Here is a 25,202-nt window from a genome sequence, read left to right as displayed (position 1 = left end):
CCCACAGGGGAACGCATTCCTAATGTGGGAGCGGGCTTGCTCGCGAAGAGGCCTTAAAGGTCGCCCATGATCTTCCCGGCAAACCCGAAAACGCGCCTTGCGCCGCTCAAATCCACCAATTCCACCTCACGACTCTGCCCCGGCTCAAACCGCACCGCCGTGCCCGCTGGAATATTCAAACGCATGCCACGGCTTGCGGCGCGATCAAACGTCAGCGCGTCATTGGTCTCGAAAAAATGGTAATGCGAGCCCACCTGAATCGGCCGGTCGCCACTGTTGGCCACACTGAGGAAAACGGTACGGCGGCCGACGTTGAGTTCGATCTCGCCAGGCTGGATCTGATATTCACCAGGAATCATGAGGGTTGCCCCAGGGTCTTGAAGTAGATGGCGGTCGGGGTGTAGCGCCCGTCCGGGCTTTGGCAGTAGTCGGGCAATTCACCGACTTTGGTGTAGCGCAGCGACTGGTAGAACGCTTCGGCACCGGAGCCGGCTTCGGTGTCGAGGTACAGCAGGCCGCGCTTGTGTTGGCGCGCGGCGAGTTCCAGGGTGTTCATCAGTTGTTGACCCAGGCCATGGCGCCGCGCAGTGCTGTGCACCAACAGCTTTTGCACCTCGGCGCGGTTCAGCCCGTTGGCTTTCTGGCACAGCGCCAATTGCACGCTGGCGATCACCTGCTCGTCGCGCACCACCACCCACAGCAGCAGGCTCGCGTCTTCAATGCTCGCCTGCACACCGTTCAAGTAGGTGCGGGCCTGGGCCTCGTCAAAATCAGCCATGAAGCCGACCGACGCACCGTGCTTGACCGCGTCCAGCAACAGCTCGATCAGGCCCAGGCGGTAGTGGGCAAAGCTTTCAGCATTGACTCGACGCAAATGCGCGGCGTTCATCGGCCTCACTCCTTGGGCGGTTCGGCGCCCGGATTCAATGTCAGTTGCATAAAGGTCAGGTCCAGCCAGCGGCCGAACTTGATGCCCACCTGGGGCATCTGCCCGGTGGTGATAAAACCCAGGCGCTCATGCAGGCGGATCGACGCCGCGTTGCCGCTTTCGATGGCGGCGACCATCACGTGCTTGCCGCAGGTTCGGGCGCGCTCGATCAGGGCGTCCATCAGGCGCGGGCCTAGGCCCTTGCCGCGTTGGTCGTTGCGCACGTATACCGAGTGTTCGACGCTGTAGCGAAAACCCTCGAAGGGCCGCCAGTCACCAAACGAGGCGTAGCCGGTGACTTCACCGTTGTCGATGGACACGAGGATCGGATAGGCCTGGGCCTGGCGCGCGTTGAACCAGGCCTGACGGTTGGCCAGGTCCACCGGTTGCTCGTTCCAGATTGCTGTGGTGTTCAGCACCGCGTCGTTATAGATCGCGCGGATTGCCGGCAGGTCGTGCTCGGTTGCATCACGAATCATGCTCGCACCTCACGCGATGGGCTGGTGGACAGTGACCAGTTTGGTGCCGTCGGGGAAAGTGGCTTCCACCTGGATATCCGGGATCATTTCCGGGATGCCGTCCATCACCTGCTCGCGGCTGAGCAGGGTGGTGCCAAAGTGCATCAGGTCGGCCACGGTGCGGCCATCGCGTGCGCCTTCCATCAAGGCCGCGGAGATGTAGGCGATGGTTTCCGGGTAATTGAGCTTCACACCGCGTGCCAGCCGGCGCTCGGCGACCAAGCCTGCGGTGAAGATCAGCAGCTTGTCTTTTTCCCGTGGGGTCAGGTCCATGGTTCAAGATCCTTCATAAATACATTTTTCAAATACACCAGAGATCCAATGTGGGAGCTGGCTTGCCTGCGATGGCATCAACTCAGTGTCCTGTTTAACCGAGTCGTCTGCATCGCAGGCAAGCCAGCTCCCACATAAACCGATTTCATGTGCTCCAGATTCTTGGTGCTACGGCCTCTCGGCCCAGTACGGCCGGTCGCAAAAGCCGCCATAAATCAATCAACCAACCCCGAGCATGCAACGCCTCGCTGGCCAGACAACGCGCCACCAGCAAGCCCGGCAATTGAGTCAGGTCACCGCGCACCGTGTGGGGCAGGGCGCGGCACTGTTCGAGTAATTCCGGCTCGATGTCACCGGTCAGCAGCAACGTGGCAAACACCGGTTGCCCGTCCAGCCCGATGGGCGAGTCGAGCAAACCGTCGGCGCCCACAATGCGCTGGCGCTCATGCCAGAGCAACTGGCCGTCGCGGCGAATATCCAGGTGCGATTGAAAGTGACCGAGGTCGAAACGCTCGCCACTGGCCGGGCGACCGAGGGCCACCACGTCCCAGTAGAACAAGCGGGCATCGCCCTTCAGTTCGATGCGCGTGGTCAGCTCGGCCTGGGCCGCGCTGAATACGATGGTTTCCTGGGGCAGCCATTCCAGCGTGGCACCGGCTTGCACGGTCAGTTCGAGTTGCTGAAACGCCGGGCCGCTGGCGCGATACCACTTGGCCGCGCCGGGGCTGGTCAATTGCGCCCAGGCGCCTTCGCCAACGTGGGCGCTGATGTCCAGGCGATCACCGCCGGCAATCCCGCCGGGCGGGTGCACGATGATGTGCTGGCACACCTCGGGGCCTTCGGCGTACAGGTGTTTTTGCACCCGCAGCGGGCCGAGGTGGCGACGCAGCACCGGGCGTGTGGTGTCGCCGAAACGCGCGTAGCCGAGTTCCAGCTCGGCGTGCCAGCTGGGAGTGAAGAGGGCGGTGGGAACGGGCAGGTTCATGGTTCAGTGCTTATCGTCAGGACGCTAGAGATTAGATGGTTACCAGCCCGCGTACACCCTCTGCTTCCATATTTTCACCACGGCCCTGCGCCACGATTTCGCCGCGTGACATCACCAGGTAGTGGTCGGCCAGTTCGGCGGCAAAGTCGTAGAACTGCTCCACCAGCAAAATCGCCATGTCGCCGCGTGCGGCGAGTTTTTTGATCACTGCGCCGATCTCCTTGATCACCGACGGCTGAATGCCTTCGGTGGGTTCATCAAGGATCAACAGGCGCGGACGGCTGGCCAGGGCGCGACCAATCGCCAGCTGTTGCTGCTGGCCGCCAGACAGGTCGCCGCCACGCCGGTGTTTCATTTGCAGCAAGACCGGGAACAGTTCGTAGATGAACGCGGGCACTTCCTTGGCCTCTGAACCCGGAAACCGCGACAGGCCCATCAGCAGGTTTTCTTCCACGGTCAGCCGCCCGAAAATCTCACGGCCTTGCGGCACATAGGCGATGCCGGCGTGCACACGCTGGTGCGGCTTGAGCCCGGTGATCGCCTTGCCTTCCCAGTTCACTGCGCCTTCCTTGGCGGGCAGCAGGCCCATCAGGCACTTTAGCAGGGTGGTCTTGCCCACGCCGTTACGGCCGAGCAAGCAGGTGACTTCACCTATTTTCACGTCGAATGAAAGCCCGCGCAGGATGTGGCTACCGCCGTAGTACTGGTGCAGCGTGTCGACTTGCAGCATGTTTAAATTCTCCTCAATTCCCTGATTGGAACCGGATCAACTGTGGGAGCTGGCTTGCCTGCGATGGCGGTGTATCTGATACACCGCCATCGCAGGCAAGCCAGCTCCCACATAAAGCAGTCCTTAGCAGCATTAACGACCGAGGTAGACCTCAATCACCCGTTCGTTTTCCTGCACCTGCTCCAGCGACCCTTCGGCCAACACACTGCCCTGGTGCAACACGGTGACGTGGTCGGCAATCGCGCCGACAAAGCCCATGTCGTGTTCCACCACCATCAGTGAATGCTTGCCCGCCAGGCGCTTGAACAGTTCAGCGGTGAATTCGGTTTCGGCGTCGGTCATGCCCGCCACGGGTTCATCCAGCAGCAACAGTTGCGGGTCTTGCATCAGCAGCATGCCGATTTCCAGGAACTGCTTCTGGCCGTGTGACAGCAACCCGGCCGGGCGCTGTGCCGAGGCGGTGAGGCGGATGGTCTCAAGCACTTCGTCGATACGGTCTTTCTGCTCACCGCTCAGGCGCGCGCGCAAACTGGCCCATACGGACTTGTCGGTTTTCTGCGCCAGCTCCAGGTTTTCAAACACGCTCAGGGCTTCGAACACGGTGGGTTTTTGAAATTTACGGCCGATACCGGCCTGGGCAATCTGCACTTCGCTCATGCCGGTCAAGTCGAGGTTTTCGCCAAACCAGGCGGTGCCGTGGCTGGGGCGGGTCTTGCCGGTGATCACGTCCATCAGCGTGGTTTTGCCCGCGCCGTTGGGGCCGATAATGCAGCGCAATTCACCGACGCCGATGTAGAGGTTCAAGTTGTTGAGCGCCTTGAAACCGTCGAAGCTGACGCTGATATCTTCCAGGGTCAGGATGGTGCCGTGGCGGGTGTTAAGGCCGGGGCCGGCAGCCTGGCCAATGCCGATGGCGTCACGGCCGCTGCCTGCATCGAAAATAGGTTCAAGCATGACGTTCCTCATTTCTTCAACAGGCCGATAACGCCCTTGGGCAGGTACAGGGTGACGATGATGAACAACGCCCCAAGGAAGAACAGCCAGTATTCCGGGAACGCCACGGTGAACCAGCTCTTCATGCCGTTCACCACGCCAGCACCCAGCAACGGGCCGATCAGCGTGCCACGCCCGCCCAACGCCACCCACACGGCGGCCTCAATCGAGTTGGTCGGCGACATTTCGCTGGGGTTGATGATGCCCACTTGCGGCACATACAACGCGCCCGCCAACCCACACAGCACCGCGCTCAGCACCCACACAAACAGCTTGAAACCGCGCGGGTCGTAGCCGCAGAACATCAGGCGGTTCTCGGCGTCGCGCAGGGCGGTCAACACCCGGCCGAACTTGCTCTGCGCCAGCCGCCAACCCGTGTACAAACTGGCAACCAGCAACAGCACCGTGGCGAAAAACAGCACCGCCCGCGTGCCCGGTTCAGTAATGCCAAAACCCAGGATGCTGCGAAAGTTGGTGAAGCCGTTATTGCCGCCAAACCCGGTTTCGTTGCGAAAGAACAGCAGCATCCCGGCGAAGGTCAGGGCCTGGGTCATGATCGAGAAATACACGCCCTTGATCCGCGAACGGAAGGCAAAGAACCCGAACACCAGCGCCAGTAAGCCCGGCGCCAGCACCACCAGGCACATGGCCCACAGAAAATGCTCGGTGCCGACCCAGTACCACGGCAATTCGGTCCACGACAGGAAGGTCATGAAGGCCGGCAATTCATCCCCGGACGCCTGGCGCATCAGGTACATGCCCATCGCATAACCGCCCAAGGCGAAGAACAAGCCGTGGCCCAGCGACAACATGCCCGCGTAACCCCAGACCAGGTCCAGCGCGAGGGCGACGATGGCGTAGCACAGAATCTTGCCCATCAGCGTCAGGGTGTAGGCCGAGATATGAAAGGCGTTATCCGCTGGCAACAGCGACAGCAAGGGCAGCGCCAGCAGCACGACGAGGGTCAGCGCGCCGACTGCAATCGTGACCTTGGGGCCGACTTTTTGCGTGGCCGTAAGCATCAATGGCTGGTTCATCAGTCGATCACCCGTCCTTTCAGTGCGAAGAGTCCCTGCGGGCGTTTCTGGATAAACAGAATAATCAGCGCGAGGATCAGGATCTTGCCGAGTACGGCGCCGATCTGCGGTTCAAGAATCTTGTTGGCGATGCCCAGCCCGAAGGCCGCCATGACGCTACCGGCCAACTGGCCGACCCCGCCGAGCACCACCACCAGGAAGGAGTCGATGATGTAGCTCTGGCCCAGGTCCGGGCCGACGTTGCCGATTTGGCTCAGCGCTACGCCACCAAGCCCGGCGATGCCGGAACCGAGGCCAAAGGCGAGCATGTCCACGCGCCCGGTTGGCACGCCACAGCAGGCGGCCATGTTGCGGTTTTGGGTGACGGCGCGCACGTTGAGACCCAGGCGGGTTTTGTTCAGCAGCAGCCAGGTCAGCACCACCACGCACAGCGCGAAGCCGATGATCACGATGCGGTTGTACGGCAGCACCAGGTTGGGCAGCACTTGAATACCGCCGGACAGCCATTCGGGGTTGGACACTTCAACGTTCTGCGCACCGAACACCAGACGCACCAACTGAATCAGCATCAGGCTGATGCCCCAGGTGGCGAGCAGGGTTTCCAGCGGGCGGCCATACAAGTGACGAATCACTGTGCGCTCCAGCGCCATGCCGATGGTTGCGGTCACAAAAAACGCCACCGGCAACGCGATCAGCGGGTAGAACTCGATGGCCGCGGGCACGTAGCGCTGCATCAGCATTTGCACCACGTAGGTGGAGTAAGCGCCGAGCATCAGCATCTCGCCGTGGGCCATGTTGATCACGCCGAGCAGGCCAAAGGTGATCGCCAAGCCGAGGGCCGCCAACAGCAGAATCGACCCCAGGGACATGCCGCTGAAGGCCTGCCCGAGGATCTCGCCGAACATCAATTTGCGTTTGACCTGGGCCAGGCTGGTTTCAGCGGCGGTGTGCACGGCGGCATCGGTTTCAACGCCGGGGGCGAGCAACGCTTCAAGGCGTGTGCGGGCCAGTGGGTCGCCGGTGCCGCCGAGCAAACGCACAGCGGCGAGGCGCACTACCGGGTCGGCGTCGACCAGTTGCAGGTTGGCGAGCGCCAGGCTGAGGGCGGTGTGTACGGCTTCGTCTGTCTCGGCGGCGACTTGTTGATCGAGAAATTTCAGCTGCGCAGGTTGTGCGCTTTTTTGCAGGGTTTGCGCGGCCGCAAGCCGCACCTTGGGGTCGGCGGCGAGTAGTTGCTGGCTGGCTTGAACGTTATCGATCAGGCCGCGCAGGCGGTTGTTCAGGCGTACGGTTTTGGTTTCACCGTTGACCGTGAGCTGGCCTTGCTGCAGCGCGTCCACCAACTCGATGCGCGCCGGGTCAGGCGTGGCGGCCCAGTCCTGGAGGAGCTTGGCCTGTTGCATCGGGTTAGCGGCGAGAAAGTCTTCGGCGTCGCTGGCGTGTGCGGCGAAAGGCAGCAACAGCAGCAAGGCCAGGAAATAGCGATGGAGGGCAGTAGGCATAACTAAAGTGTCCTGATCATGCGCGGTCAAAACTGTGGGAGCGGGCTTGCTCGCGAATGCGGTGGGCCAGTGAGGGATGTGTCGCCTGACACACCGCTTTCGCGAGCAAGCCCGCTCCCACACAAGCCCGCTCCCACATTTGATCCGTGTTAGGGCTTAGTTACTTTTCACGGCGTAATCCGGCTTTTTGTCATTGCCAGGAATGTACGGGCTCCATGGCTGGGCGCGAATCGGCTCCTTGGTCTGCCACACCACCGAGAACTGCCCATCGGCCTGGATCTCGCCGATCATCACCGGCTTGTGCAAGTGGTGGTTGGTCTTGTCCATGGTCAGGGTGAAGCCCGACGGCGCGGCAAAGGTTTGCCCGGCCATGGCTTCGCGCACTTTGTCGACGTCGGTGGACTTGGCTTTCTCCGCCGCCTGCGCCCACATATGAATGCCCACGTAGGTGGCTTCCATCGGGTCGTTGGTCACGGCTTTGTCTGCGCCCGGCAGGTTGTGGGCCTTGGCGTAGGCTTTCCAGTCGGCGACGAACTTCTGGTTCACTGGGTTCTCCACCGACTGGAAGTAGTTCCAGGCGGCAAGGTTGCCCACCAGCGGCTTGGTGTCGATGCCGCGCAATTCTTCTTCACCCACGGAGAACGCCACCACCGGTACGTCGGTGGCCTTCAAGCCTTGGTTGGCCAGCTCTTTGTAGAACGGCACGTTGGAATCGCCGTTAACAGTGGAGATCACAGCGGTCTTGCCACCGGCCGAGAATTTTTTGATGTTGGCCACGATGGTCTGGTAATCGGCGTGGCCGAACGGGGTGTAGACCTCTTCGATATCTTTGTCCGCCACGCCTTTGGAGTGCAGGAACGAACGCAGGATCTTGTTGGTGGTGCGCGGGTACACGTAGTCGGTGCCCAGCAGGAAGAAGCGCTTGGCGCTGCCGCCTTCTTCGCTCATCAGGTATTCCACCGCCGGGATCGCCTGTTGGTTCGGCGCCGCACCGGTGTAGAACACGTTCGGCGACATCTCTTCGCCTTCGTATTGCACCGGGTAGAACAGCAAGCCGTTGAGTTCTTCAAACACCGGCAACACGGATTTGCGCGACACCGAGGTCCAGCAGCCGAACACCACGGCGACCTTGTCCTGGGTCAGCAGCTGACGGCCTTTTTCGGCGAACAACGGCCAGTTTGATGCAGGGTCTACTACGACCGGCTCAAGCATCTTGCCGTTCACGCCGCCCTTGGCGTTGATCTCGTCGATGGTCATCAGCGCCATGTCCTTGAGGGACGTTTCGGAGATGGCCATGGTCCCGGACAACGAGTGCAGGATGCCGACCTTGATGGTTTCGGCGGCCTGGATGGTCCAGGTCATGCCCATGGCGGCAATGGATGCCGACAGTGTGAAAGCCTTGATCAAGCTGCGACGCTTCATGGTGCGATCTCCGAGAACCCAAGTGTTGTTATTGGACAGATACCAAGGCTTTTGCAAAGGCTGTGCCTGCTTTGGAATCGGCCGTAATCAAGGGCAAACGGGTGGCGCTTCTAGTTGGCGACGCACTGAATAAGCGCCGGATGGAAAGGGTGGCAGCGGCAGGGCACTGTCTTGGTGCGAGGGCCTGACTAACTATGTAGCCCCCTCTGAATCAGCGGGTGTTCAGGATGGCAGGACATCCGAACATGTACCGAGGATTCATCATGGACGAGCAACCCCTGCGCGAAAAGCGCGCACCGCTTCCCCCTGGCCACGCCAAACTGCCCCGCCTGACACCGGCTTTTATCAGCGCCGACGACGCTGCGCGTTATGTTCATGAGCGCATCGGCGCCAAGCGCGATGCGGAGTACGGCAGTGTGATCATGCAACGCCTCTCGGACCAGTTGTACGTGGCCACTGAACCCGCTCTGGATCAGGCAAAAAACTTTGATCTGACCCTGATACTCGAGCGTGACAGCAATACTGGCCAGCTTATAAATCCTGAGGGTTATCAACTCATCGGGGGGCTGCATTCTCATCCCGGGTTTTTTGACGAAACTCAGCGTGAGAACCCAACGTGGTCAGCCCAGCAAGTAAAGGCCTTCCTGGGCTTTTTCTCTACCGATGACATCATCGTCAATCATCGGGTTAGCGCGGCCATGCCGTTCGCCTATTTGTCCGGTCCCAATGGAGAATTGCTCAGGTACCAAGCCAGTTATTCCAGCGCCGAAGACCAGCGGGTGCATTGGCTTAATCGAGAGGGCGGATGGACCTCTGTCTACGATGCTGAAGGAACTGAGGAGGGCGCTTACAAGGCTTTGGCTTCGGTGGGCTCGATACGATTTGTGTTGTCCAGCCCTGTATGGGGTGGATCGGTGGGGGACGTGCCGGGTGATTGGGAACCGTACAAGCCGTTCAAGGCCCCACTCATGCAATTGCCCTGCGGGCCGGTGTTTCCCTCAAGGGATTTGGCGCTTAATCACGCAGCCACGCGCATCAGGCGCAACCCCAATACCAATCAGCACGTGTTGATTATTCAGGGCGTGCAAGGGCAGTACACCACCTGCGAGCCGCTTTTGACCGACATCACCGACTGGCCGAGCGGGGGGCTGCTTGCTCGGTTGCCGCCTGGTTTTCATGTGGACGGCGTCTACTTTCACGCCCGTCCCTTGCCCGTTCAATTCCCCACACTCGAATCGTGGCTGTACAAGAACTTCATTACCCCACTCGAGTTGGCGAAGCACATTGCGCAGTTTCGGCGTTACAGCCCACAGCCCCGGGGAGGGTCGTCGCTCTACATTCGACAGCGCGATGATGCATTACTGCGCTATCGCTTCTCCGGCTCGGCGCTCGAATCCCAGCTGTTTGCCCAGGCCGCAGACGGCCAGGTAACCGACAATGGTTGGCAAGCCGCGCTAGCCAACGGTTCACTGCTGACCCGGGATTTCGTGCGCAAAGTGGCCGCCGCCGGTGAACTGAGCGTGGAGAAAACCAGTGCCCTGTGGGACCGCAGTGGCGTTGTCGATGCGCAGTGGGCTCCCTATTCGCGTTTCACCCTGCCTTCCTTGAGCACGGCCTTTTTGACCGCCGACGACGCCGCTCGCTATATCCACGGGAACATCAGCGGGCGGCGCGAGCAGGTACTCGGCGGGATGATTCTGCAACAACCCGACGGTCGCTTCGTGGTGACTCAACCGGTGGCCACGGGGCCGCGGCCCTTTGCCTTCGATGGCCTCTACCCGGTGGATCGCCAGAACACGCCGATTATCCTCAATGCGGGTCATCGCCTGCATGCCCGCTACGGCACGCGGCCTGCGTTGTCGACGACCGACCCGGCCTACGTCGCCCGTTTCAAATGGACCCGCCAGGAAGCCGAATTGAGCGGCCAGATGTTCCACCCGGACGATGTGGCCGACCTGCTTGCTGCGGGCGTCACGGGGTATCTGTCGGGTTCTCAAGACAGCGTGATCGCGTGGGGGCCGTCCACCACCTCGCCGCAGTGGCGCCTGCAGTGGATGGGCGATGCCGCCAAGGGCGACAGCGCGATTGCCAAACGCCTGGCCGACGCGGTGATGAAACCCGCTGACGTGGTCAGGACCCTCGCCGAGTCCGGCACGCTGCGGGTGGTCATCGGCAACGCGCTGTGGGGCCCGGCTGGCTTTGTTGAAATGGATTGGGGCCCGTGGGTGCGAGCCCTGCAGTTCCAGCGCCCGGCGACGGTGAGCCACGGGCCGATTTTCGGCAATGCTGACGACGCTGCCCGTGATCTATACCGACGCGACCCTCAGGACCACGCGCAACACTTCGCCAACCGCTACTTTGCGTTCATCCTCCGGCACCAAAGCCTCGAAGAATATGTGGCCAGTGAGCTGATTCCCGTCACCGGGAAATCCCCGCTGCTGTCCCTCGCCAGCCTCTATGGGCCCACGCTGCCCGACGGCTTTGCTTGTCACAGCCTCTACTACGCCAACCAGTTTGTCGGGAATGGCGCGACAGCCTGGTTGAAGCGTGTGTTTATCGAACCCGAGGACTTGAGTGAGGGCATTGCCCAAGCGCGCATCCAGACGATCATGCCGCCACACGGCGCCCCGCTGTACATCGCCACGCCGGAAGGTGCCTTGTTGCGGTATCAGTCGCCCTCTACTCAAGCCATGTTCGAGGCGCAAAGTGAGGCGGATTCGTTTGAAACGGTACAAAACAAACTGAATGCAGGCACCCTGCAAACGCTTCAGTTTGTGCGACGCGTAGCGTCCTCCGGCCACTTGCAGGTGGTTCAGACCAGCCATTGCTGGGACGTTGCCGGCGATGTGACGGGGCAGTGGAAGCCGTACGAAAACCTGCAGCGGCGTCGCCTCAGCCCGGCGTTTCTGGCCATGGATGACGTTGCGCAGTACATCCGCCGTCGTGTCTCGCCGAGCCTGGATCAGCCCTATGGCGGCATTATCCTGCGTCGTAACGATGGCTGGTTTGTTGCCACCAAGCCGGTGCGGGTGCCGGACGAAGTGTTCGATATGAAAAGCATCTTTCCCGATGAAATGGTCACCCGTGGGCTGTACCCGCAGTGCACGGAGGTGGTTGCCAGCTATCACTCAAGGCCGGCCACGCAATGGCCGTTTCTGCTCTCGCCGGCCGAGTCGGCGGTGTACAGCAACATGTTTTCCACACGTGTGCTGGCCCAGGCGCTGTCCACTGCTCAGACGCCTCACTACCACTATTTGCTGGCGCCCGACGGCGCGTTGATTCGGTTGAAACCGCGACCGGAGTTGAAGTACCCGCCCATTCCGGCCTCAGCGTTCATTATGCGGCCGCGCAATCGCCGCGATTGGCTGAGCGGGCCACTTGAACGGCAGCTACGCAACGGTGAGTTGGCCCCCGAAGAATACGTGACCCGTGTGAGTAAAACGTTTGAACTGCAGGTGGTTGTCGGCAGCACCCTGTGGGGCGCACCAGGCCCAGTTGCCGGGTGGAGCCCGTTTTCCAGCGTGATCTTGCGCGGTCGACGTTACCTTGAGGCAACTGTCGACCCTGCGTGCAGCCCGCTGCACACCCGCGCGGACGATGCCGCGCGCCATGCCCATGAACACGCCGGGCGCAGGGATGAGGCGCAGTTTGGCTATGTGCTCCAATCCACCGGCAACGGGCACTTTGTTGCCACGCTGCCGGTTACCGATGGCGGTTCGGACCTCTCTCACCGGCGGGTTTTTGCCGATGCCGGCTTCCCCTATCGTTATCAGATGGCGGGGCTGTACCTGTGCGGCTTGCAATGGGGTGACATTCAACCGGCTGGCCAAATAATCAGCCTGGACTCGATTTATCGGGGGTTGATCTCACCCACGCGGTTGATACAGGCGATGTACCAAGTGAGCGCCACCGCAAGCCGCGCAGCGTTCCCTCTGTACTTGTCGTGTGCCGATGGCGCTTTGTTGAAGTTCACCGTGCGCAATGATCGCTTCGTCGATTATCAGGACGACCTGAAATTGAAACTGCGCCTGCTCAGCCCACGCGATTACATCCGTCGCATGGCGGCGGCCGGTGAATTGCGCATCCTTGTGCCCAGCGATAACTGGCCGGGCGTTGGTGTGGTAGATGCGCAATGGCAGCCGGGGCGTTCGCGGGGCGTGCTGCCGGCTGATGAGCGGCGCTGGGAACTGGGGCCGGTGCATGCCCACCGTGACGACGCCGCAGGCTTCGTTCACGATCGCGCGGGCGCTTACACCGGCCAACAGGCGATCAGTGCCTTGCTGGAAAAAACCGCGACCAGCGCTTACTTACCGGTGCTGGCAACCCCTGACGAGGGTTTTCCTTCCAGCGTCAGTACGCATCTGTTTTCCGCCGCTGCGGTGTGGCCGACAGGTTATCAAGTCAGCGCCGCCCACGTGGTGTTTCACGCTGGGCGGGATCAGGTGCAAGTGGGCAGTGAGCGCCTGTTTGCCGAGTTTTTCGTCTCGTGGCGCGAGCTGGGTTTTTATCTGTATGAGTTAAAAAAACAGAAGTTTTCCATCACGGGTTTTTACCTGTCCGCCCGGGACGGTGCGTTGCTGAGCTATACCCCTACGTTCGGCCAGGAAGAAGCCGAGTTGTTGACCGCCCCCGGCAGATGGACCGCCGAGGGCGGCTATACACCGCTGGCACCCGCGCCATCGCAGGTGCTGTCCGAACTGGCACGTGTTGGCCAGTTGCGAGTGCTGCGCAAAGGGGCCTTCTGGACAGTGCGCACACTGGTCGGCGCAGACCTGAAATTGCCAACCCGTTCGACACAGCGGCCGGACAAGGACGAACTCTGAGTGATGCGGCTCAGCGCTTGCGCATCAGCCCGATAAAAAACAACCCGCCAATCGCCGCCGTGGCGACGCCAATCGGCAAGTCCTCGGGGGCGATCAGCGTGCGCGCAGCCACATCCACCCACACCAGGAACAGGCTGCCAAGCAATGCGCACACCGGCAGCAACCGACGATGCTCGGCGCCTACGAGGCGCCGGGCAATGTGCGGCACCATCAGCCCGACAAAGCCGATGGAGCCGCTGATGGACACCAGCACGCCGGTCATCAACGAGGCCACCAGAAACACTTTCAGCCGCACGTTGCGCGCGTTCAGGCCGAGGGTCACGGCGGTCTGTTCGCCCGCCATCAATGCGTTCAACAGGCGCGCCATGCCCACCAGCACCAACAACCCCAGCAGCACGGTAGCGGCGGGAATGGCCAACAGTTCCCAGCGCGCCAGGCCCAGGCCGCCGAGCATCCAGAACATCACCGCCGACGCCGCGCGGTGGTCGCCCATAAACAGCAACAGGTTGGCCGCCGCCATCATCACAAACGACACTGCCACGCCGCACAGCAACAGGCGATCACTCTCCAGCCGCCCATTGCGACTGGCCACCGCCAGCACCACCAACATACTCACCAGCGCGCCGATGAACGCTGCGATGGGCAACGTCAGCAGGCCGATAATTTCACCCACATGCAGCACCACGATCACCGCGCCGAGGGTGGCGCCGGACGTCACGCCCAGCAGGTGCGGGTCTGCCAGCGGGTTGCGCGTGACCGCCTGCAACACCGCGCCAATCAGCGCCAGCCCGGCGCCCACCAATGCACCGAGCAACATGCGCGGCACACGAATCAGCCAGACGATATGTTCCTGCCCGGCTGACCAGTTCACCTCACCCAAGCCGAAGGCCTTGTACAACACGATTCGCCACACCACTTCCACCGGCACCCGCGCCGGGCCGAAGCCCAGCGAGATAACGCAAGAGACCAGCAGCACCGCGCCGAGGGCGGCCAGCAACAAGGCGTAGCGACGGGTGATCATTCGCCGTGAAACCCCTTGGCCAGGGTTTCAACCGCCAGCACGTTATCGATGCCCGGCGTGGCCTGCACATACGGGATCACGATAAAGCGCTGATTGCGGATGGCGTCGACGGCTTGCAACGCGGGATTGTTGAGCAGGAATTGCTCCTTCTGTTCGGCGGTGATTTCGCTGTAGTCGACGATGACGATCACCTGCGGGTTGCGCTCCACCACGGTTTCCCAGTTGACGCGGGTCCAGCTGGCGTCGACGTCATCGAGAATGTTGCGCCCGCCGGCCGCGTTGATCAGCGCTTCGGGCATGCCCAGGCGGCCCGAGGTCATGGCGCGGTCTTCACCGCTGTCATACAGGAACACGCGCGGCTTGTCGGCGGGCAGGTCCTTTTGCACCTCGGCAACCTGCGCTTGCATCTGCGCGATCAGCACGTTGGCGCGGTCTTGCACGTCGAAGATCTTGCCGAGGTTGCGCAGGTCGTTATAGGTGTCGTCCAGGGTCGCCGCCGGGCGTTTCATCACAAAGGCGCACGACTCGGTCAGCTCATACACATTGATGCCCAGCGGTTGCAGGGTTTGTGGGGTGAGGTCGCCGCCCACGCGCATGCCGTAATCCCAGCCGGCGAAGAAGAAATCCACCTCTGCATTGAGCAGGGTTTCCACCGACGGGTACTTGCTCGCCAGCTCCGGCAGGCCGTCGAGAATCGCGGTCATTTGTGGCGTGACTGACTTCCAGCCGGTCACGCCGCTGTAGCCGGCCATGTGCGACTTGAGGCCCAGGGCAAGCATCATTTGGGTCATGTTGATGTCGTGGCTGACCGCGTGTTTTGGCGCTTCCTGAAAGGTCACGTCGCGGTTGCAGCTTTTGATGGTGACCGGGTAATGGGTGGCCTCGGCGAATGCGTGGGAGGCACAGAGCAGCAGGGCAACAGCGAGAAAGGCGCGCGGGATCATGGTTGGGTTATCCAGGTGATTCGGGGGTAGCCGGACAGGGGATGAGTGTCGATCAGTGCCTCGACGCCAAATACGTCGCGCAGCAATTCGACGGTCAGTACTGCATGGGGCGTGCCGCTGGCGATGATGCGCCCGTGGTCGATCACGTACAGGCGGTCGCAGAACGCGGCCGCCAGGTTCAAGTCGTGGATGCTCGCCAAGGTGCCGATGTTCAGGCGCTTGACCAGCCGCAGCAGTTCAAGCTGGTAACGCGGGTCGAGGTGGTTGGTCGGCTCGTCGAGCACCAGCAACTCGGGTTGCTGGGCCAGGGCACGGGCGAGGATCACGCGTTGTTTTTCACCGCCGGAAAGGGTGGCGAAGGCGTGGTCTTCGAAGCCCTGCATACCGACCGATTGCAGCGCTTGCCTGATCAACTGCCGGTCGTGGGGTGTGTCACTGTCGAACAGCCCTTTGTGCGGCGTGCGGCCCATGGCGACCACTTCATCCACGCGCAAACCGAAAGCATCCGGGAATTCCTGCAGGACCACGGCGATGCGTTGCGCGCACCATTTCGAGCTTTGCTTCCACACGTTCTGGTGGGCGAGCGACACGTCGCCCTGATCGGGTTTGGTAAACCGATAGGCGCAGCGCAGCAGGCTGGTTTTGCCGCTGCCATTAGGCCCGATCAGCCCCACAAACTCCCCCGCACCGACCTGCAGGCTGGCGTCACACAGGTGAAACTGGTGAAGGCAGTGGCCGTGATCCTGAGGTGTCCAGGTGAGGCGGGTGAGGGTGAGTGAAGTCATTAATGTTCTCTGGTGTAACGCCGGTCGAAATGTGGGAGCGGGCTTGCTCGCGAAAGCGGTGCGTCAGTGAAAGATGTGCCGACTGACCCACCGCTTTCGCGAGCAAGCCCGCTCCCACATTGGTCGGTGTTGTATCAGTTAAAAGGTGTAGTCCGCCGTGACGAAGAACGAGCGCGGTTCGCCGAGGATCCACTGTTGGCCGTCGTTGTACTGGCTGATGGCGTAGGTGCGGTCGAACAGGTTATTCAATTGCAGGCCCAGTGTGGTGTTGCGCATCGCCTTCCATGACACGCTGGCGTCGACCACGGTGTAGCTCGGTACTTCGCGGGTGTTGGCCATGTCGGCATAGCGTGCGTCAACGTAGCGCACGCCGGCGCCGGCGCGGATGTCGTCCGTCACCGCCTTGCTCAGCCACAGGTTGGCGGTGCGGCGCGGCACGTCCACCGGGCGGTTGCCGTCGCGCGACACCTGCACACCACCGACGTCCTGTTTGAAGTCGTCGTACTGTGCCCGCACGATCGCCGCGTTGGCTTGCAGTTGCCAGGCGTGTGGCAATTGCAGATCCAGGCTGGCTTCCAGGCCGTTGGAGGATTGCTGGCCGACTTGCTGCTTGAGGTCGGGGTTGCCCGGCACATCGGTCAGCAGTTTCTTTTTCACAATGTGATAAGCCGCCAGGGTCCATTCGCCGCGCTGGTGCCAGAAGGATTGCTTGAGGCCTATTTCGGTTTGCCTGGCGCTGGACAGGTCGAATTGCTGCTGGCTCGGGCTCAGGGAAATCAAGCCGCCGACGCCGTCGGTGCTGGTCGCGTACTGGCCGTAAACCGTGGTGTCCGGCGTGATCGCATACACCAGCCCGGCCTTCCAGTTATTGCCGGTGAGGGTTTTGTCGGTCTGGCTGCCGTCGCGCAAGTCATCACGCTCGACGTGGGCGTAGTCGCGGCGGATGCCGGTGACCAGCGCCAGCTTGTCGGTGAGTTGCAGACGGTTTTCGGCGAAGCCGGCGACGGTTTTGGTGGTGGTGGCGAACAACGGCTTGAACGGGTCCTGGCTGGTAAACGGCGCGGGTGCCGGGTAGTTGATGTCGATGGGTTGGCCATTGCTCAACACGTCGTCAAAGGGCGAGTTGCTCGCCAGGCGAAAGCGAATCCGGTTGTACTCCACGCCCGCCACGGTCTGGCTGTCGAGGCCGAACAGCGTGTGCTTGAAGGTGAAGGTCTGGCGATCACCGACCTGCTCCTGGTTGTGCTTGATGCTGAAGTTGCCGCTGCGGGTTAACTGCCCATCGGTGAAATTATAGTTTTCGGCGTTCTGCCAGCGACGCTGGTTCTTGAGGTAGAACAGCTCGTTGGTGGCGCTGATGTTCTCGTTGATCTGCCACTCGCTGGTCAGGCGCGTCCACTGGTCGTTGTAGTGCTGGGTGTTGTTGCTGACGTTGTAGTTCTTGTCGCGCAGGCTGTTGTACAAGTGGCCGTTGAGCAGCGGCGTACCGAAGTCATTCTGCGGGCGCTGGTCGCCGTAGTCGCTGGCCAGGGTAACGCTCAGGTTGTCTGCCGCCTGCCAGCGCAGGGCGCCGCTGACGAAGTCACTGGCTGAATCGCCGCGGTCGATGAAGCCGTTGCTGCGCAGGCGGTTGAGGTTTAAACGGTAGCTCAGGGTATCGGTCAGCGAGCCGCCGCTGTCGAGGGCTTCCTGCTGACGATCATAGGAGCCATAGCCCAGGCGAATGTGGTTTTCGATTTCGCCGCTGAACGGCTTTTTCGGCACGGTGTTGATCACAGCTCCAGTAGCGCCTTCGCCGTACAGCACCGACGCCGGGCCGCGCAGCACGTCCACGCGCTCCACCGCCCAGGTGTCCACCGGGAAGGTCGAGGTGCCCATGCCCATGTACATGCGGTTGCCGTCGTAGAGCTGCATCACCGAACCCTGCCCGGTAAAGCCGCGCGCCTGCAACGAGGTGCCGCCGTCGCCCGGCGTGCCGGTGCGGGTGATGCCGGTGGCACGGGAAATGGCGTCCTGCACGCTGGCATCGCCGCGCTCGCGGATTTTCTCGCCGGTCTGGCTTTCGACACTGCCCGGTGTCTGCCGCGCCGTGAGGTTCAGGCGTGAGCCGGCCGTCGTCGGCGTGTCCAGGTCGATGCGTTCTTCATCGACGGCAGGTGCGGTGACGGGGCTGGCGGGCAGGGTCAGGGCCTGGGCGCTGGTGTGCAAAGCGAGCAGGCACAGGCCGGACGCGAAGTACTTGTTCATCGGTCGATCAGTCTTCTTGGAGGGTTGCTCGCCGCAGGGCGCGGCGAGCAACGATAACGCAGAAAGTGTTATAAGTTAACACTTATTGGCTGCGGGACAAAAGTCGCGCAAGGCTACAGAAGGCCTCTGTCGTGGCGCATCTCGCCTGCCTCATGCGGAACCTGAGGCAGATTCATGTCTGCCAAACAGGCGCGACAGCACCAGGCGATCCAGCGCCCAGACTACGATCAACGAGGCGCCCACCAACGGGAAAATGATCGCCAGGCCGAGCATGATCACCATCGCGGTTTTCCACTTCGGCAGGTCATGGCGCAGCGGCGGAACACCCAGCCCGCCAACCGGCCGACGCTTCCACCAGATCACCACGCCGCTCACCGCGCTGAGCAGAATCATCAGGCAAATAACCAGCACGATCAGTTGATTGATCCAGCCGAACATCTTGCCTTCGTGCAGCATCACGCCGGTCTCGGTGGCGCGTGCGACGGTGTTGTACTGCGCCCAGCGCACATCGGCGAGGACCTTGCCGGTGTACTGATCCACATGCAGGGTGGCGTCATTGCGCGGGTCGTTGGCGAACACCGCCACGGTGAATACGCCTTCAGCGGTGGTCGGGAGCGTGATGCTGTAACCCGGCTCGACGTTGCGCGCCTTTGCCAGGTCCACCACCTGTTGCAGGCTCACGGTGGGCGCTGCCGGGCCTGCATGCGCGGCGCCGTGGTTCATGTGTTCGGCGTGCTCGCCCGACATCGGCATCGGCGTGTTTTCCATGGCCCACGGCACGGTTTGTTGGCTGGCGGTGTTGAGGGTGCGTGCCTGCTGGTCGGACTGCGGCACGTTGTTCCACATCGCCGCCGGAAACGTATTCCACAGGTCAGCGTATTGCTTGCCCCAGAAGCCGGTCCAGGTCATGCCGCTGAGCAGCATCACCAGCAAAAAAGCCGCGCCCCAGAAGCCGGCGACCGCGTGCATATCGCGCCAGAACACCCGGCCACGGGTGTTGAAGCGAGGCCACAACACGCCCGCCGACGACTTGCCGCGCGGCCACCACAGGTACACGCCGGACACCACCAGCATCACACCCCAACCGGCGGCGAGTTCCACCAGGCGATCGCCCACGGTGCCGATCATCAGCTCACCGTGCAGCGCGCGGGCGATGGCTTGCAGGTTGTATTTCGCGTCCTGCTCGCCGAGTACGGTGCCGCGATACGGGTCGACAAATACCGTCACCTCGCGGCCGCCGTTGTGCATCACAAATTGCGCGCTGCCGGTGGCGTCTGCAGGCGGCAGGTATTTGCTGATCGTGCCTTGTGGGTAGGCGGCTTTGGCCCGTTGCAGTTGCTCGTCGGCGCTCAGGGCGTGTTCGGCGGCGGGCACGGTGAGCAGGTGGCCGTACATCAGCGGGTCGAGCTGGGGTTTGAACAGGTAGATGATGCCGGTCAGGGCCAGCAGCACCATGAAGGGGGCGACGAAGAGGCCGGCGTAGAAGTGCCAGCGCCAGGCGAGGTTGTAGAAGGAAACTTTTTGAGTGGTCATCAGGTGCTCCGCAAGGCTTTAAAAATCGTTGTCAGTTACGCCGCTTTCGCGAGCAAGCCCGCTCCCACATTTGATGTGTGAACACATTCAAATGTGGGAGCTGGCTTGCCTGCGATGCTGTTTAGAAGCTCATGTCCACCTTGGTCCAGAGCGTTCGCCCCGGTTCCTTGATGGCTTGCGGGTCATTGGCCGGGTAGCCGAACCCGGCGTTGCCGGCCAGCACACTGGCATTGACCCGCGTGCCCAGCTCGCCGAACTGCTCCGGCTCGCGTTCGAACAACACGGTGCCTGCCGACGCGCCTGGGCCCCAGAGCACAGTTTGCGGGCCTTTGATCACTGTGGGGGTCAGTTCGTGTTCGTCGGCGTGGGCCTGTGCAACCAACAAAGCGCCGCACAGAACGGCGAACACGGGGGTGCTTCCCAAACGGGTGTCAGCAGAAAACCTGGACATGACAAATTCCATCAATCAATCGTAAACAACACGGCCAGCAGCCTGCGGCTGTCTGTCTAACGTCGGCCGGGGTGAAGTAACGCTGTGAAGTGCTTACGCGATGACGGGCGGTGCGCGGCTGCGGGCGCCGGGGAAAATGCTCTGCCGGGCGTGGCCCAGGCGAGTGGCGGGGGTGAGGGCGTTGGCCGGTGGCGGGGTGCTGAGGGTGAAGGTTGAACTGCCGCCGGGCAGGGCCGGGCAGCTATAGAGCAAGTCGCAATAGCCGCACTTGGACCAGAGGGCGTGGTGTTCGTCAGCGGCTTTTGGGTGATGGGAGTCACCGTGGTCCATCGGCATGTCCATGGACATGCTCATCGACATACCGGCGTGATGGTCCATCGGCATCGCTTGGGAAATCAGCGGACCGATAAAGATCATCAGCATTGCGAACAGGCTGATCCAACCGCCGCGTCTTACGCGGGCGTGTCGAGAAAACCTGGCGCGAGGAGCGCCCATCGAGGTTGGCCTACCTGGCGTGCTTATGCTCGTGAGTGGCCACTGGCGGCACTTTCTGCACCGAGACTTCGATGTCTACCTTGCCGGCTTTTTCAAAGGTCAGTGTCAGCGGAAATTGCTTGCCGTCAGCCAACAGGCTGCGGTCTTTGAGGCCCAGCAGCATTACGTGATAGGCCATCGGCGCGAACGTCAGCTCACCCTTGGCCGGCACGGCGACGCTGGTGACGCGCTGCATTTTCATCAAGTCGCCCTGCATCACATTCTCATGCATCTCGGCCTTGTCCGCCACCGGCGTTTCCACGCTGAGCAAGCGGTCCGGGGCTTCACCGGTGTTATGAATCACAAAGTACGCCGCAACCGTCGGCGCATTGGGCGGCAATGCCTGGGACCACGGGTCGCTGACCAGCAGGTCGCCCGCCTTGTAGTCATCGGCATTGGCAGCACTGAACACCGGCAACAGCAACGCAGCCAGAAGCAGGGAAGATTTAAGCATGGCAGTTCTCCAGAACGGTTCTAAACGCAGTTCACTTGCGAACACATCAGACCGTTGGAGAGGCGCGGGGGTTGAGGCTCGGCCATTGCTGGCGCGGGGTAGGGGCTTGCAACGCAGGCGGCGACAGGCCTGGCACCGCATCAAAACGGGTGACATACAGCTGCGGCACATGCCCCGGCAATGCCACCACCGGCGCCGAGCCCGAGCAGCACCAGCAATGCTGCATGCTGGAGTGATCGTCCTGCTGCGGCGACGGAATTTCCAGCGTGCCCAGGGCAATGGTTTTCAGGCTGGCGCCATTGGATGAACAGAAGCTGCCCCACAACAGTCTTTTAGCCGGGTCATCCGACTGCTGCATCGCACTGGCCATCGGCATGGCAAAGGCGTTGAACAGCACTGCAAGGCAGGCGATCCAGGCGATTGCGAAGCGTTGACGGGCCATGGCGGACAATCCGTAGGGTTAAACGATCAGGTGGGTATTTAGCCTGATCGAGGGGGATAAGTAAAAAGGGGCGGTGTGGTTTGGTGTCGCAGTGCTATCAAATTGCGGTGGCGTGGAGCTTGAGGCCCAAAGCTTTCATAACCTTCATGATAGTTGCGAATTCGGGATTGCCAGTGGCGGAGAGAGCTTTGTATAAACTTTCTCGTCCAAGGCCAGCGTCTCGGGCGATTTGGGTCATGCCTTGGGCGCGTGCGATATTGTTAAGTGCCGAACGAATAAGTAACCCGTCACCGGAATCTTCTTCGAACGAGGCTTTAAGATACTCAGCCATGTCCTCGGGTGTCTTGAGGTAGTCCGCGACATCGAAATCTGTAAATTCAGTCATGGGGTACTCCCTTTTTCAAAGTTTTCTGCGATTTTTTTTGCGTGCTGGATGTCACGCTTCTGGGTTGATTTGTCGCCGCCTATCAACAGCAGGTAAACCACATCGCCCTTGCGCGTGAAGTAAATCCGGTATCCAGGACCATGATGGATGCGCATTTCTGATATGCCGTTTCCGACTGACTCACAGTCTCCAAAATTTCCATATGTTGCGTTATCTAACCGTGTAATCACACGTGCGCGGGCAGCGTTGCTGCGTAATGAAACGAGCCATTCCTGAAATTCCTTTGATTTTTTGAAATGAATCATCGCTGATCGTATTCCTTGGGATACGGGCTGGCAAGATGCGACGCGCTGCATGAGCAGTGCGAAACCGTGAACGGGAAGGTTAGGGCGGGGGTTTTGGTTGAACCAGCCAGCTGGTTCGGAAGTGTTTGTAGGGGGTTTCGGCTTTTAGGGAAGAAGCGACAGAGGCAATTGCTTTGCTGGCAGACCGTATGCAGGACGGCCGCACTGCGAACTGCCGGCGCAGTTTCTACTGTGGGAGCGGGCTGTGTTTGGCTTGAGGCTGTTGGTTGCTGGTGCAATGCCTGCAAGCAGCAAACAGAAATTTCCGACAAGTCTTTAAGGTTGTCCCTAGGACACTCAATCTCTAGTCTCCGGGCACCGCTGAACATTCAGCGGTCGGGCGTCGCGGCCTGGATTTCTATGGATGCTAAGCGTCATTGTCTGCTTTCAGTTGATGCCTTTTTGTCGTCTACTGTGCAGCGCTATGGCGGCTGTGCGCGGGATACCTTCGGGTATGCCGGGTTTCCTGAGGACCGGTCCGCGAACCTGCGTACAGCTGCCACCCCCATCGCGTCGCGGCGATCAGTGGCAGCTCCATTTTTTCCTTAGGAACTTCACAATGATCAAACCCACCCCAAATCCCCCCATTCGTCTATTCACCGTGGCCGATGGCATCAGCACCGAAGACCTGTTGGTCAACCTCAGCGAAACCCTCGCCTCGGCGAATGCGCTGAGCTGCGACCTGGCATTTGACCTGGATGGTTCGAAGCGAGATGCGTTGCTGGGCGTCGTGCAGTTGATTGAGCTGGCGAAGTTGCTGGCTGATCGTGTGCAGGCGACCACCGCCAGCAGCTAACTACACAGGTCAAATGTGGGAGCGGGCTTGCTCGCGAAAGCGCAGTGTCAGCCAATACATCAGGTGACTGATACACCGCCTTCGCGAGCAAGCCCGCTCCCACAGGGGATAGTCGTCGTTTAGAAGGTGTTGATTGCCTGCAGCACCGCGGCCACGCTGGTGAACTCTCGATCTACAGCCGCCAGCGCTGGCCGCTTCAACACCAACACCGGCACCCCGCGCTCCTTGGCCACTTCCAGCTTCGGCTCGGTCGCCGTACTGCCGCTGTTCTTGCTGATCAGCACATCAATCTGTCGCCGCTCAAACAACGCGCGCTCATCCTCGATCACAAACGGCCCGCGTGCGCAGATCACTTCACAGCGCTCATTTCCCGGATACACCTCCAGCGCGCGCAGTGTCCAGAACTGCTCCGGCGGGATTTCATCCAGGTGCTGCAACGGCTCGCGGCCCAGCGTGAACAGCGGGCGCTTGAAAGGCTTCAACGCTTCAATCAACTCAGCCCAATCACTGACCTCGCGCCAGTCATCCCCAACCTGCGGCTGCCACGCCGGGCGGCGCAGGGCCCAGCACGGAACCTCGCACAGGCGCGCCGCCTGGGCGGCATTTTGGCTGATCTGCGCCGCATACGGATGAGTCGCGTCGAGGATCAGGCTAATACCCTCATCCTGAATAAACCGCGCCAAGCCCTCAGCCCCACCGTAACCGCCAACACGCACCTGGCAGGTCAGGTCAGTCGGCACGCGACCTACACCGGCCAGGCTGTAGACATGCTCCGGGCCCAGCGTGCGGGCAATGGCCAGCGCTTCCGTCACGCCGCCCAACAACAAGATGCGCTTCATAGTGGCTTGACCACGTCCAGCAAGGTGATCGGCAGCGCCTGGCGCCACGTATCGAATTCGCCCAGCGGCTGAGCCTGCGCGACGTGGATGCGCGTCAGTTCGCCGCCGTGCTGCGCGCGCCAGTTCATCAGGGTCATTTCACTTTGCAGGGTCACGGCGTTGGCGACCAAGCGACCACCGGGGCGCAGGTGTTGCCAGCAGGTGTCGAGCACGCCGTTACGCGTAACGCCGCCGCCGATAAAGATCGCATCGGGTGCTTCCAGCCCGTGCAGCACGTCCGGTGCCTTGCCGCGAATCAGCTGCAAGCCAGGTACGCCAAGGGCATCGCGGTTATGTTCGATCAATCCTTGGCGGCCTTCATCCGCCTCAATTGCCAACGCGCGGCAGCTCGGGTGGGTACGCATCCACTCAATCCCGATAGAGCCGCTGCCCGCGCCCACGTCCCACAGCAATTCACCGGGCATCGGGGCGAGGCGGGCAAGGGTCATGGCGCGCACATCGCGTTTGGTCAATTGGCCGTCGTGCTTGAATGCCGAGTCGGGTAAACCCGCCAGGCGTGACAGGCGCGGTGCAGTGGCGTCCGCCACGCAGTCGATGGCGACCAGGTTCAAATCGGCAACCGAGGCGTGTGCCCACGCGTGCGCCAGCCCGTCGATGCGCTGTTCATCTGGGCCGCCCACGTGCTCAAACACGCTTAACCGGCTTTGCCCAAACCCGGACTCAGCCAATAACGCGGCCATCAACCCAGGGCTGCGGCCATCGTTGCTCAATACCAACAACCGCACGCCACTGGCCAGATGCGCGTTCAGCGCCGCCAACGGCCGTGCCACCACAGACAACGTCACCACGTCCTGCAACGGCCAGCCCAACCGCGCCGCCGCCAGGGACACCGACGAAGGCGCCGGCAAAATCAACAGTTCTTCAGCCGCCACCTGCCGCGACAAACTGGCGCCCACGCCATAAAACATCGGATCGCCGCTGGCCAGCACACAGACAGGTTCACCTCGCCGCGCCAGCACCGGCTCCAGCGAAAACGGGCTTGGCCACAGCTGACGCTCGCCCCGGATACACACCGGCAGCAGGTCCAACTGGCGCTGGCCCCCTATAATCCGCGAGGCGCGCAACAGGGCGTGCCGGGCGTTTTTGCCCAGGCCCTTGAAGCCGTCTTCACCGATGCCTACTACCGTCAGCCAGGGCGACATATCAATTCCTTGAA

The 25,202-nt window shown here is 61.6% G+C and carries 24 protein-coding genes and 1 pseudogene; 2 read left to right on the top strand and 23 right to left on the bottom strand.

Annotated features, from left to right (window positions below; all coding sequences use genetic code 11):
• Positions 1 to 53 precede the first annotated feature (53 nt).
• The 10 genes from Q7C20_RS16625 to urtA form a co-directional block, all read right to left on the bottom strand.
• The gene (locus Q7C20_RS16625; RefSeq protein ID WP_375068808.1) at positions 54 to 359 is read right to left on the bottom strand and encodes an urease subunit beta; all 306 of its coding nucleotides are present in this window, start codon (positions 357 to 359) and stop codon (positions 54 to 56) included.
• Positions 356 to 889, bottom strand: coding sequence for a GNAT family N-acetyltransferase (locus Q7C20_RS16620; RefSeq protein WP_375068807.1), 534 nt, complete (start codon positions 887 to 889; stop codon positions 356 to 358). The genes Q7C20_RS16625 and Q7C20_RS16620 overlap by 4 nt, the downstream gene beginning before the upstream one ends.
• 5 nt (positions 890 to 894) lie before the next feature.
• Entirely contained in the window at positions 895 to 1,407 is a 513-nt protein-coding gene (locus Q7C20_RS16615; RefSeq protein WP_348061986.1) for an N-acetyltransferase family protein, read from the bottom strand.
• A gap of 9 nt (positions 1,408 to 1,416) precedes the next feature.
• Positions 1,417 to 1,719, bottom strand: coding sequence for an urease subunit gamma (locus tag Q7C20_RS16610; protein WP_375068806.1), 303 nt, complete (start codon positions 1,717 to 1,719; stop codon positions 1,417 to 1,419).
• A gap of 145 nt (positions 1,720 to 1,864) precedes the next feature.
• Positions 1,865 to 2,704, bottom strand: a complete 840-nt coding sequence (locus Q7C20_RS16605) for an urease accessory protein UreD (RefSeq protein WP_375068804.1) — start codon at positions 2,702 to 2,704, stop codon at positions 1,865 to 1,867.
• A gap of 31 nt (positions 2,705 to 2,735) precedes the next feature.
• On the bottom strand, positions 2,736 to 3,434 hold the full coding sequence (urtE, locus tag Q7C20_RS16600) for an urea ABC transporter ATP-binding subunit UrtE (protein ID WP_375068803.1): 699 nt from the start codon (positions 3,432 to 3,434) through the stop codon (positions 2,736 to 2,738).
• Between the two features lie 132 nt (positions 3,435 to 3,566).
• Positions 3,567 to 4,400 carry an urea ABC transporter ATP-binding protein UrtD gene (urtD, locus tag Q7C20_RS16595; protein WP_375068801.1) on the bottom strand — a complete coding sequence of 278 codons (834 nt, stop codon included), beginning with the start codon at positions 4,398 to 4,400 and terminating at the stop codon, positions 3,567 to 3,569.
• Positions 4,397 to 5,464 (bottom strand): urea ABC transporter permease subunit UrtC, encoded by a 1,068-nt coding sequence (gene urtC / locus Q7C20_RS16590; protein ID WP_375068799.1) that lies wholly within the window; start codon positions 5,462 to 5,464, stop codon positions 4,397 to 4,399. Before urtC ends, urtD begins: the two co-directional genes overlap by 4 nt.
• Positions 5,464 to 6,966, bottom strand: coding sequence for an urea ABC transporter permease subunit UrtB (urtB, locus tag Q7C20_RS16585; RefSeq protein WP_375068798.1), 1,503 nt, complete (start codon positions 6,964 to 6,966; stop codon positions 5,464 to 5,466). Before urtB ends, urtC begins: the two co-directional genes overlap by 1 nt.
• Before the next feature lie 156 nt (positions 6,967 to 7,122).
• Complete coding sequence (urtA, locus tag Q7C20_RS16580; protein WP_375068796.1) at positions 7,123 to 8,388, bottom strand: urea ABC transporter substrate-binding protein; 1,266 nt, start codon at positions 8,386 to 8,388, stop codon at positions 7,123 to 7,125.
• 263 nt (positions 8,389 to 8,651) lie between these two features.
• Between urtA and Q7C20_RS16575 the strand changes: the two genes are divergently transcribed.
• Complete coding sequence (locus tag Q7C20_RS16575) at positions 8,652 to 13,211, top strand: DUF4329 domain-containing protein (protein ID WP_375068794.1); 4,560 nt, start codon at positions 8,652 to 8,654, stop codon at positions 13,209 to 13,211.
• 10 nt (positions 13,212 to 13,221) lie between these two features.
• Here Q7C20_RS16575 and Q7C20_RS16570 read toward each other — a convergent pair whose 3' ends face one another.
• From Q7C20_RS16570 to Q7C20_RS16520, 11 genes and pseudogenes are all read right to left on the bottom strand, one after another.
• A complete protein-coding gene (locus Q7C20_RS16570; protein ID WP_375068792.1) occupies positions 13,222 to 14,232 on the bottom strand; it encodes a FecCD family ABC transporter permease in 1,011 nt (336 codons plus the stop codon).
• A complete protein-coding gene (locus Q7C20_RS16565; protein ID WP_375068790.1) occupies positions 14,229 to 15,176 on the bottom strand; it encodes an ABC transporter substrate-binding protein in 948 nt (315 codons plus the stop codon). Before Q7C20_RS16565 ends, Q7C20_RS16570 begins: the two co-directional genes overlap by 4 nt.
• Entirely contained in the window at positions 15,173 to 15,961 is a 789-nt protein-coding gene (locus Q7C20_RS16560; RefSeq protein WP_375068789.1) for an ABC transporter ATP-binding protein, read from the bottom strand. Before Q7C20_RS16560 ends, Q7C20_RS16565 begins: the two co-directional genes overlap by 4 nt.
• A 138-nt stretch (positions 15,962 to 16,099) precedes the next feature.
• Entirely contained in the window at positions 16,100 to 18,208 is a 2,109-nt protein-coding gene (locus tag Q7C20_RS16555) for a TonB-dependent receptor (protein WP_375068787.1), read from the bottom strand.
• A gap of 150 nt (positions 18,209 to 18,358) precedes the next feature.
• Positions 18,359 to 19,741 (bottom strand): PepSY-associated TM helix domain-containing protein, encoded by a 1,383-nt coding sequence (locus Q7C20_RS16550; RefSeq protein WP_375068785.1) that lies wholly within the window; start codon positions 19,739 to 19,741, stop codon positions 18,359 to 18,361.
• Between the two features lie 202 nt (positions 19,742 to 19,943).
• Positions 19,944 to 20,192: pseudogene (locus Q7C20_RS16545) on the bottom strand (hypothetical protein); the annotation flags it as partial.
• Between the two features lie 93 nt (positions 20,193 to 20,285).
• Positions 20,286 to 20,687: a DUF2946 domain-containing protein gene (locus Q7C20_RS16540; protein WP_375068783.1), complete on the bottom strand. Its 402-nt coding sequence runs from the start codon at positions 20,685 to 20,687 to the stop codon at positions 20,286 to 20,288.
• Between the two features lie 10 nt (positions 20,688 to 20,697).
• Entirely contained in the window at positions 20,698 to 21,180 is a 483-nt protein-coding gene (locus Q7C20_RS16535; RefSeq protein WP_375068782.1) for a copper chaperone PCu(A)C, read from the bottom strand.
• A 46-nt stretch (positions 21,181 to 21,226) separates the two neighbouring features.
• Positions 21,227 to 21,622, bottom strand: coding sequence for a DUF2946 domain-containing protein (locus tag Q7C20_RS16530; RefSeq protein WP_348059971.1), 396 nt, complete (start codon positions 21,620 to 21,622; stop codon positions 21,227 to 21,229).
• Between the two features lie 97 nt (positions 21,623 to 21,719).
• Positions 21,720 to 22,007, bottom strand: a complete 288-nt coding sequence (locus Q7C20_RS16525; RefSeq protein WP_375068780.1) for an addiction module antidote protein — start codon at positions 22,005 to 22,007, stop codon at positions 21,720 to 21,722.
• Positions 22,004 to 22,312 (bottom strand): type II toxin-antitoxin system RelE/ParE family toxin, encoded by a 309-nt coding sequence (locus Q7C20_RS16520; protein WP_375068778.1) that lies wholly within the window; start codon positions 22,310 to 22,312, stop codon positions 22,004 to 22,006. The genes Q7C20_RS16525 and Q7C20_RS16520 overlap by 4 nt, the downstream gene beginning before the upstream one ends.
• A gap of 598 nt (positions 22,313 to 22,910) precedes the next feature.
• Between Q7C20_RS16520 and Q7C20_RS16515 the strand changes: the two genes are divergently transcribed.
• Positions 22,911 to 23,147 (top strand): DUF6124 family protein, encoded by a 237-nt coding sequence (locus Q7C20_RS16515; RefSeq protein WP_375068776.1) that lies wholly within the window; start codon positions 22,911 to 22,913, stop codon positions 23,145 to 23,147.
• A 119-nt stretch (positions 23,148 to 23,266) separates the two neighbouring features.
• Here Q7C20_RS16515 and Q7C20_RS16510 read toward each other — a convergent pair whose 3' ends face one another.
• Positions 23,267 to 23,986 carry a cobalt-precorrin-6A reductase gene (locus Q7C20_RS16510; RefSeq protein ID WP_375068775.1) on the bottom strand — a complete coding sequence of 240 codons (720 nt, stop codon included), beginning with the start codon at positions 23,984 to 23,986 and terminating at the stop codon, positions 23,267 to 23,269.
• On the bottom strand, positions 23,983 to 25,188 hold the full coding sequence (gene cbiE, locus Q7C20_RS16505) for a precorrin-6y C5,15-methyltransferase (decarboxylating) subunit CbiE (RefSeq protein ID WP_375068774.1): 1,206 nt from the start codon (positions 25,186 to 25,188) through the stop codon (positions 23,983 to 23,985). The genes Q7C20_RS16510 and cbiE overlap by 4 nt, the downstream gene beginning before the upstream one ends.
• Positions 25,189 to 25,202: the final 14 nt, after the last annotated feature.

This window comes from Pseudomonas sp. AMR01 (assembly GCF_041946035.1).
Lineage (GTDB): Bacteria > Pseudomonadota > Gammaproteobacteria > Pseudomonadales > Pseudomonadaceae > Aquipseudomonas > Aquipseudomonas antarctica_B.
Note: the sequence above shows the minus strand (reverse complement) of the source record. Positions and strands in the feature narration are given on the sequence as shown.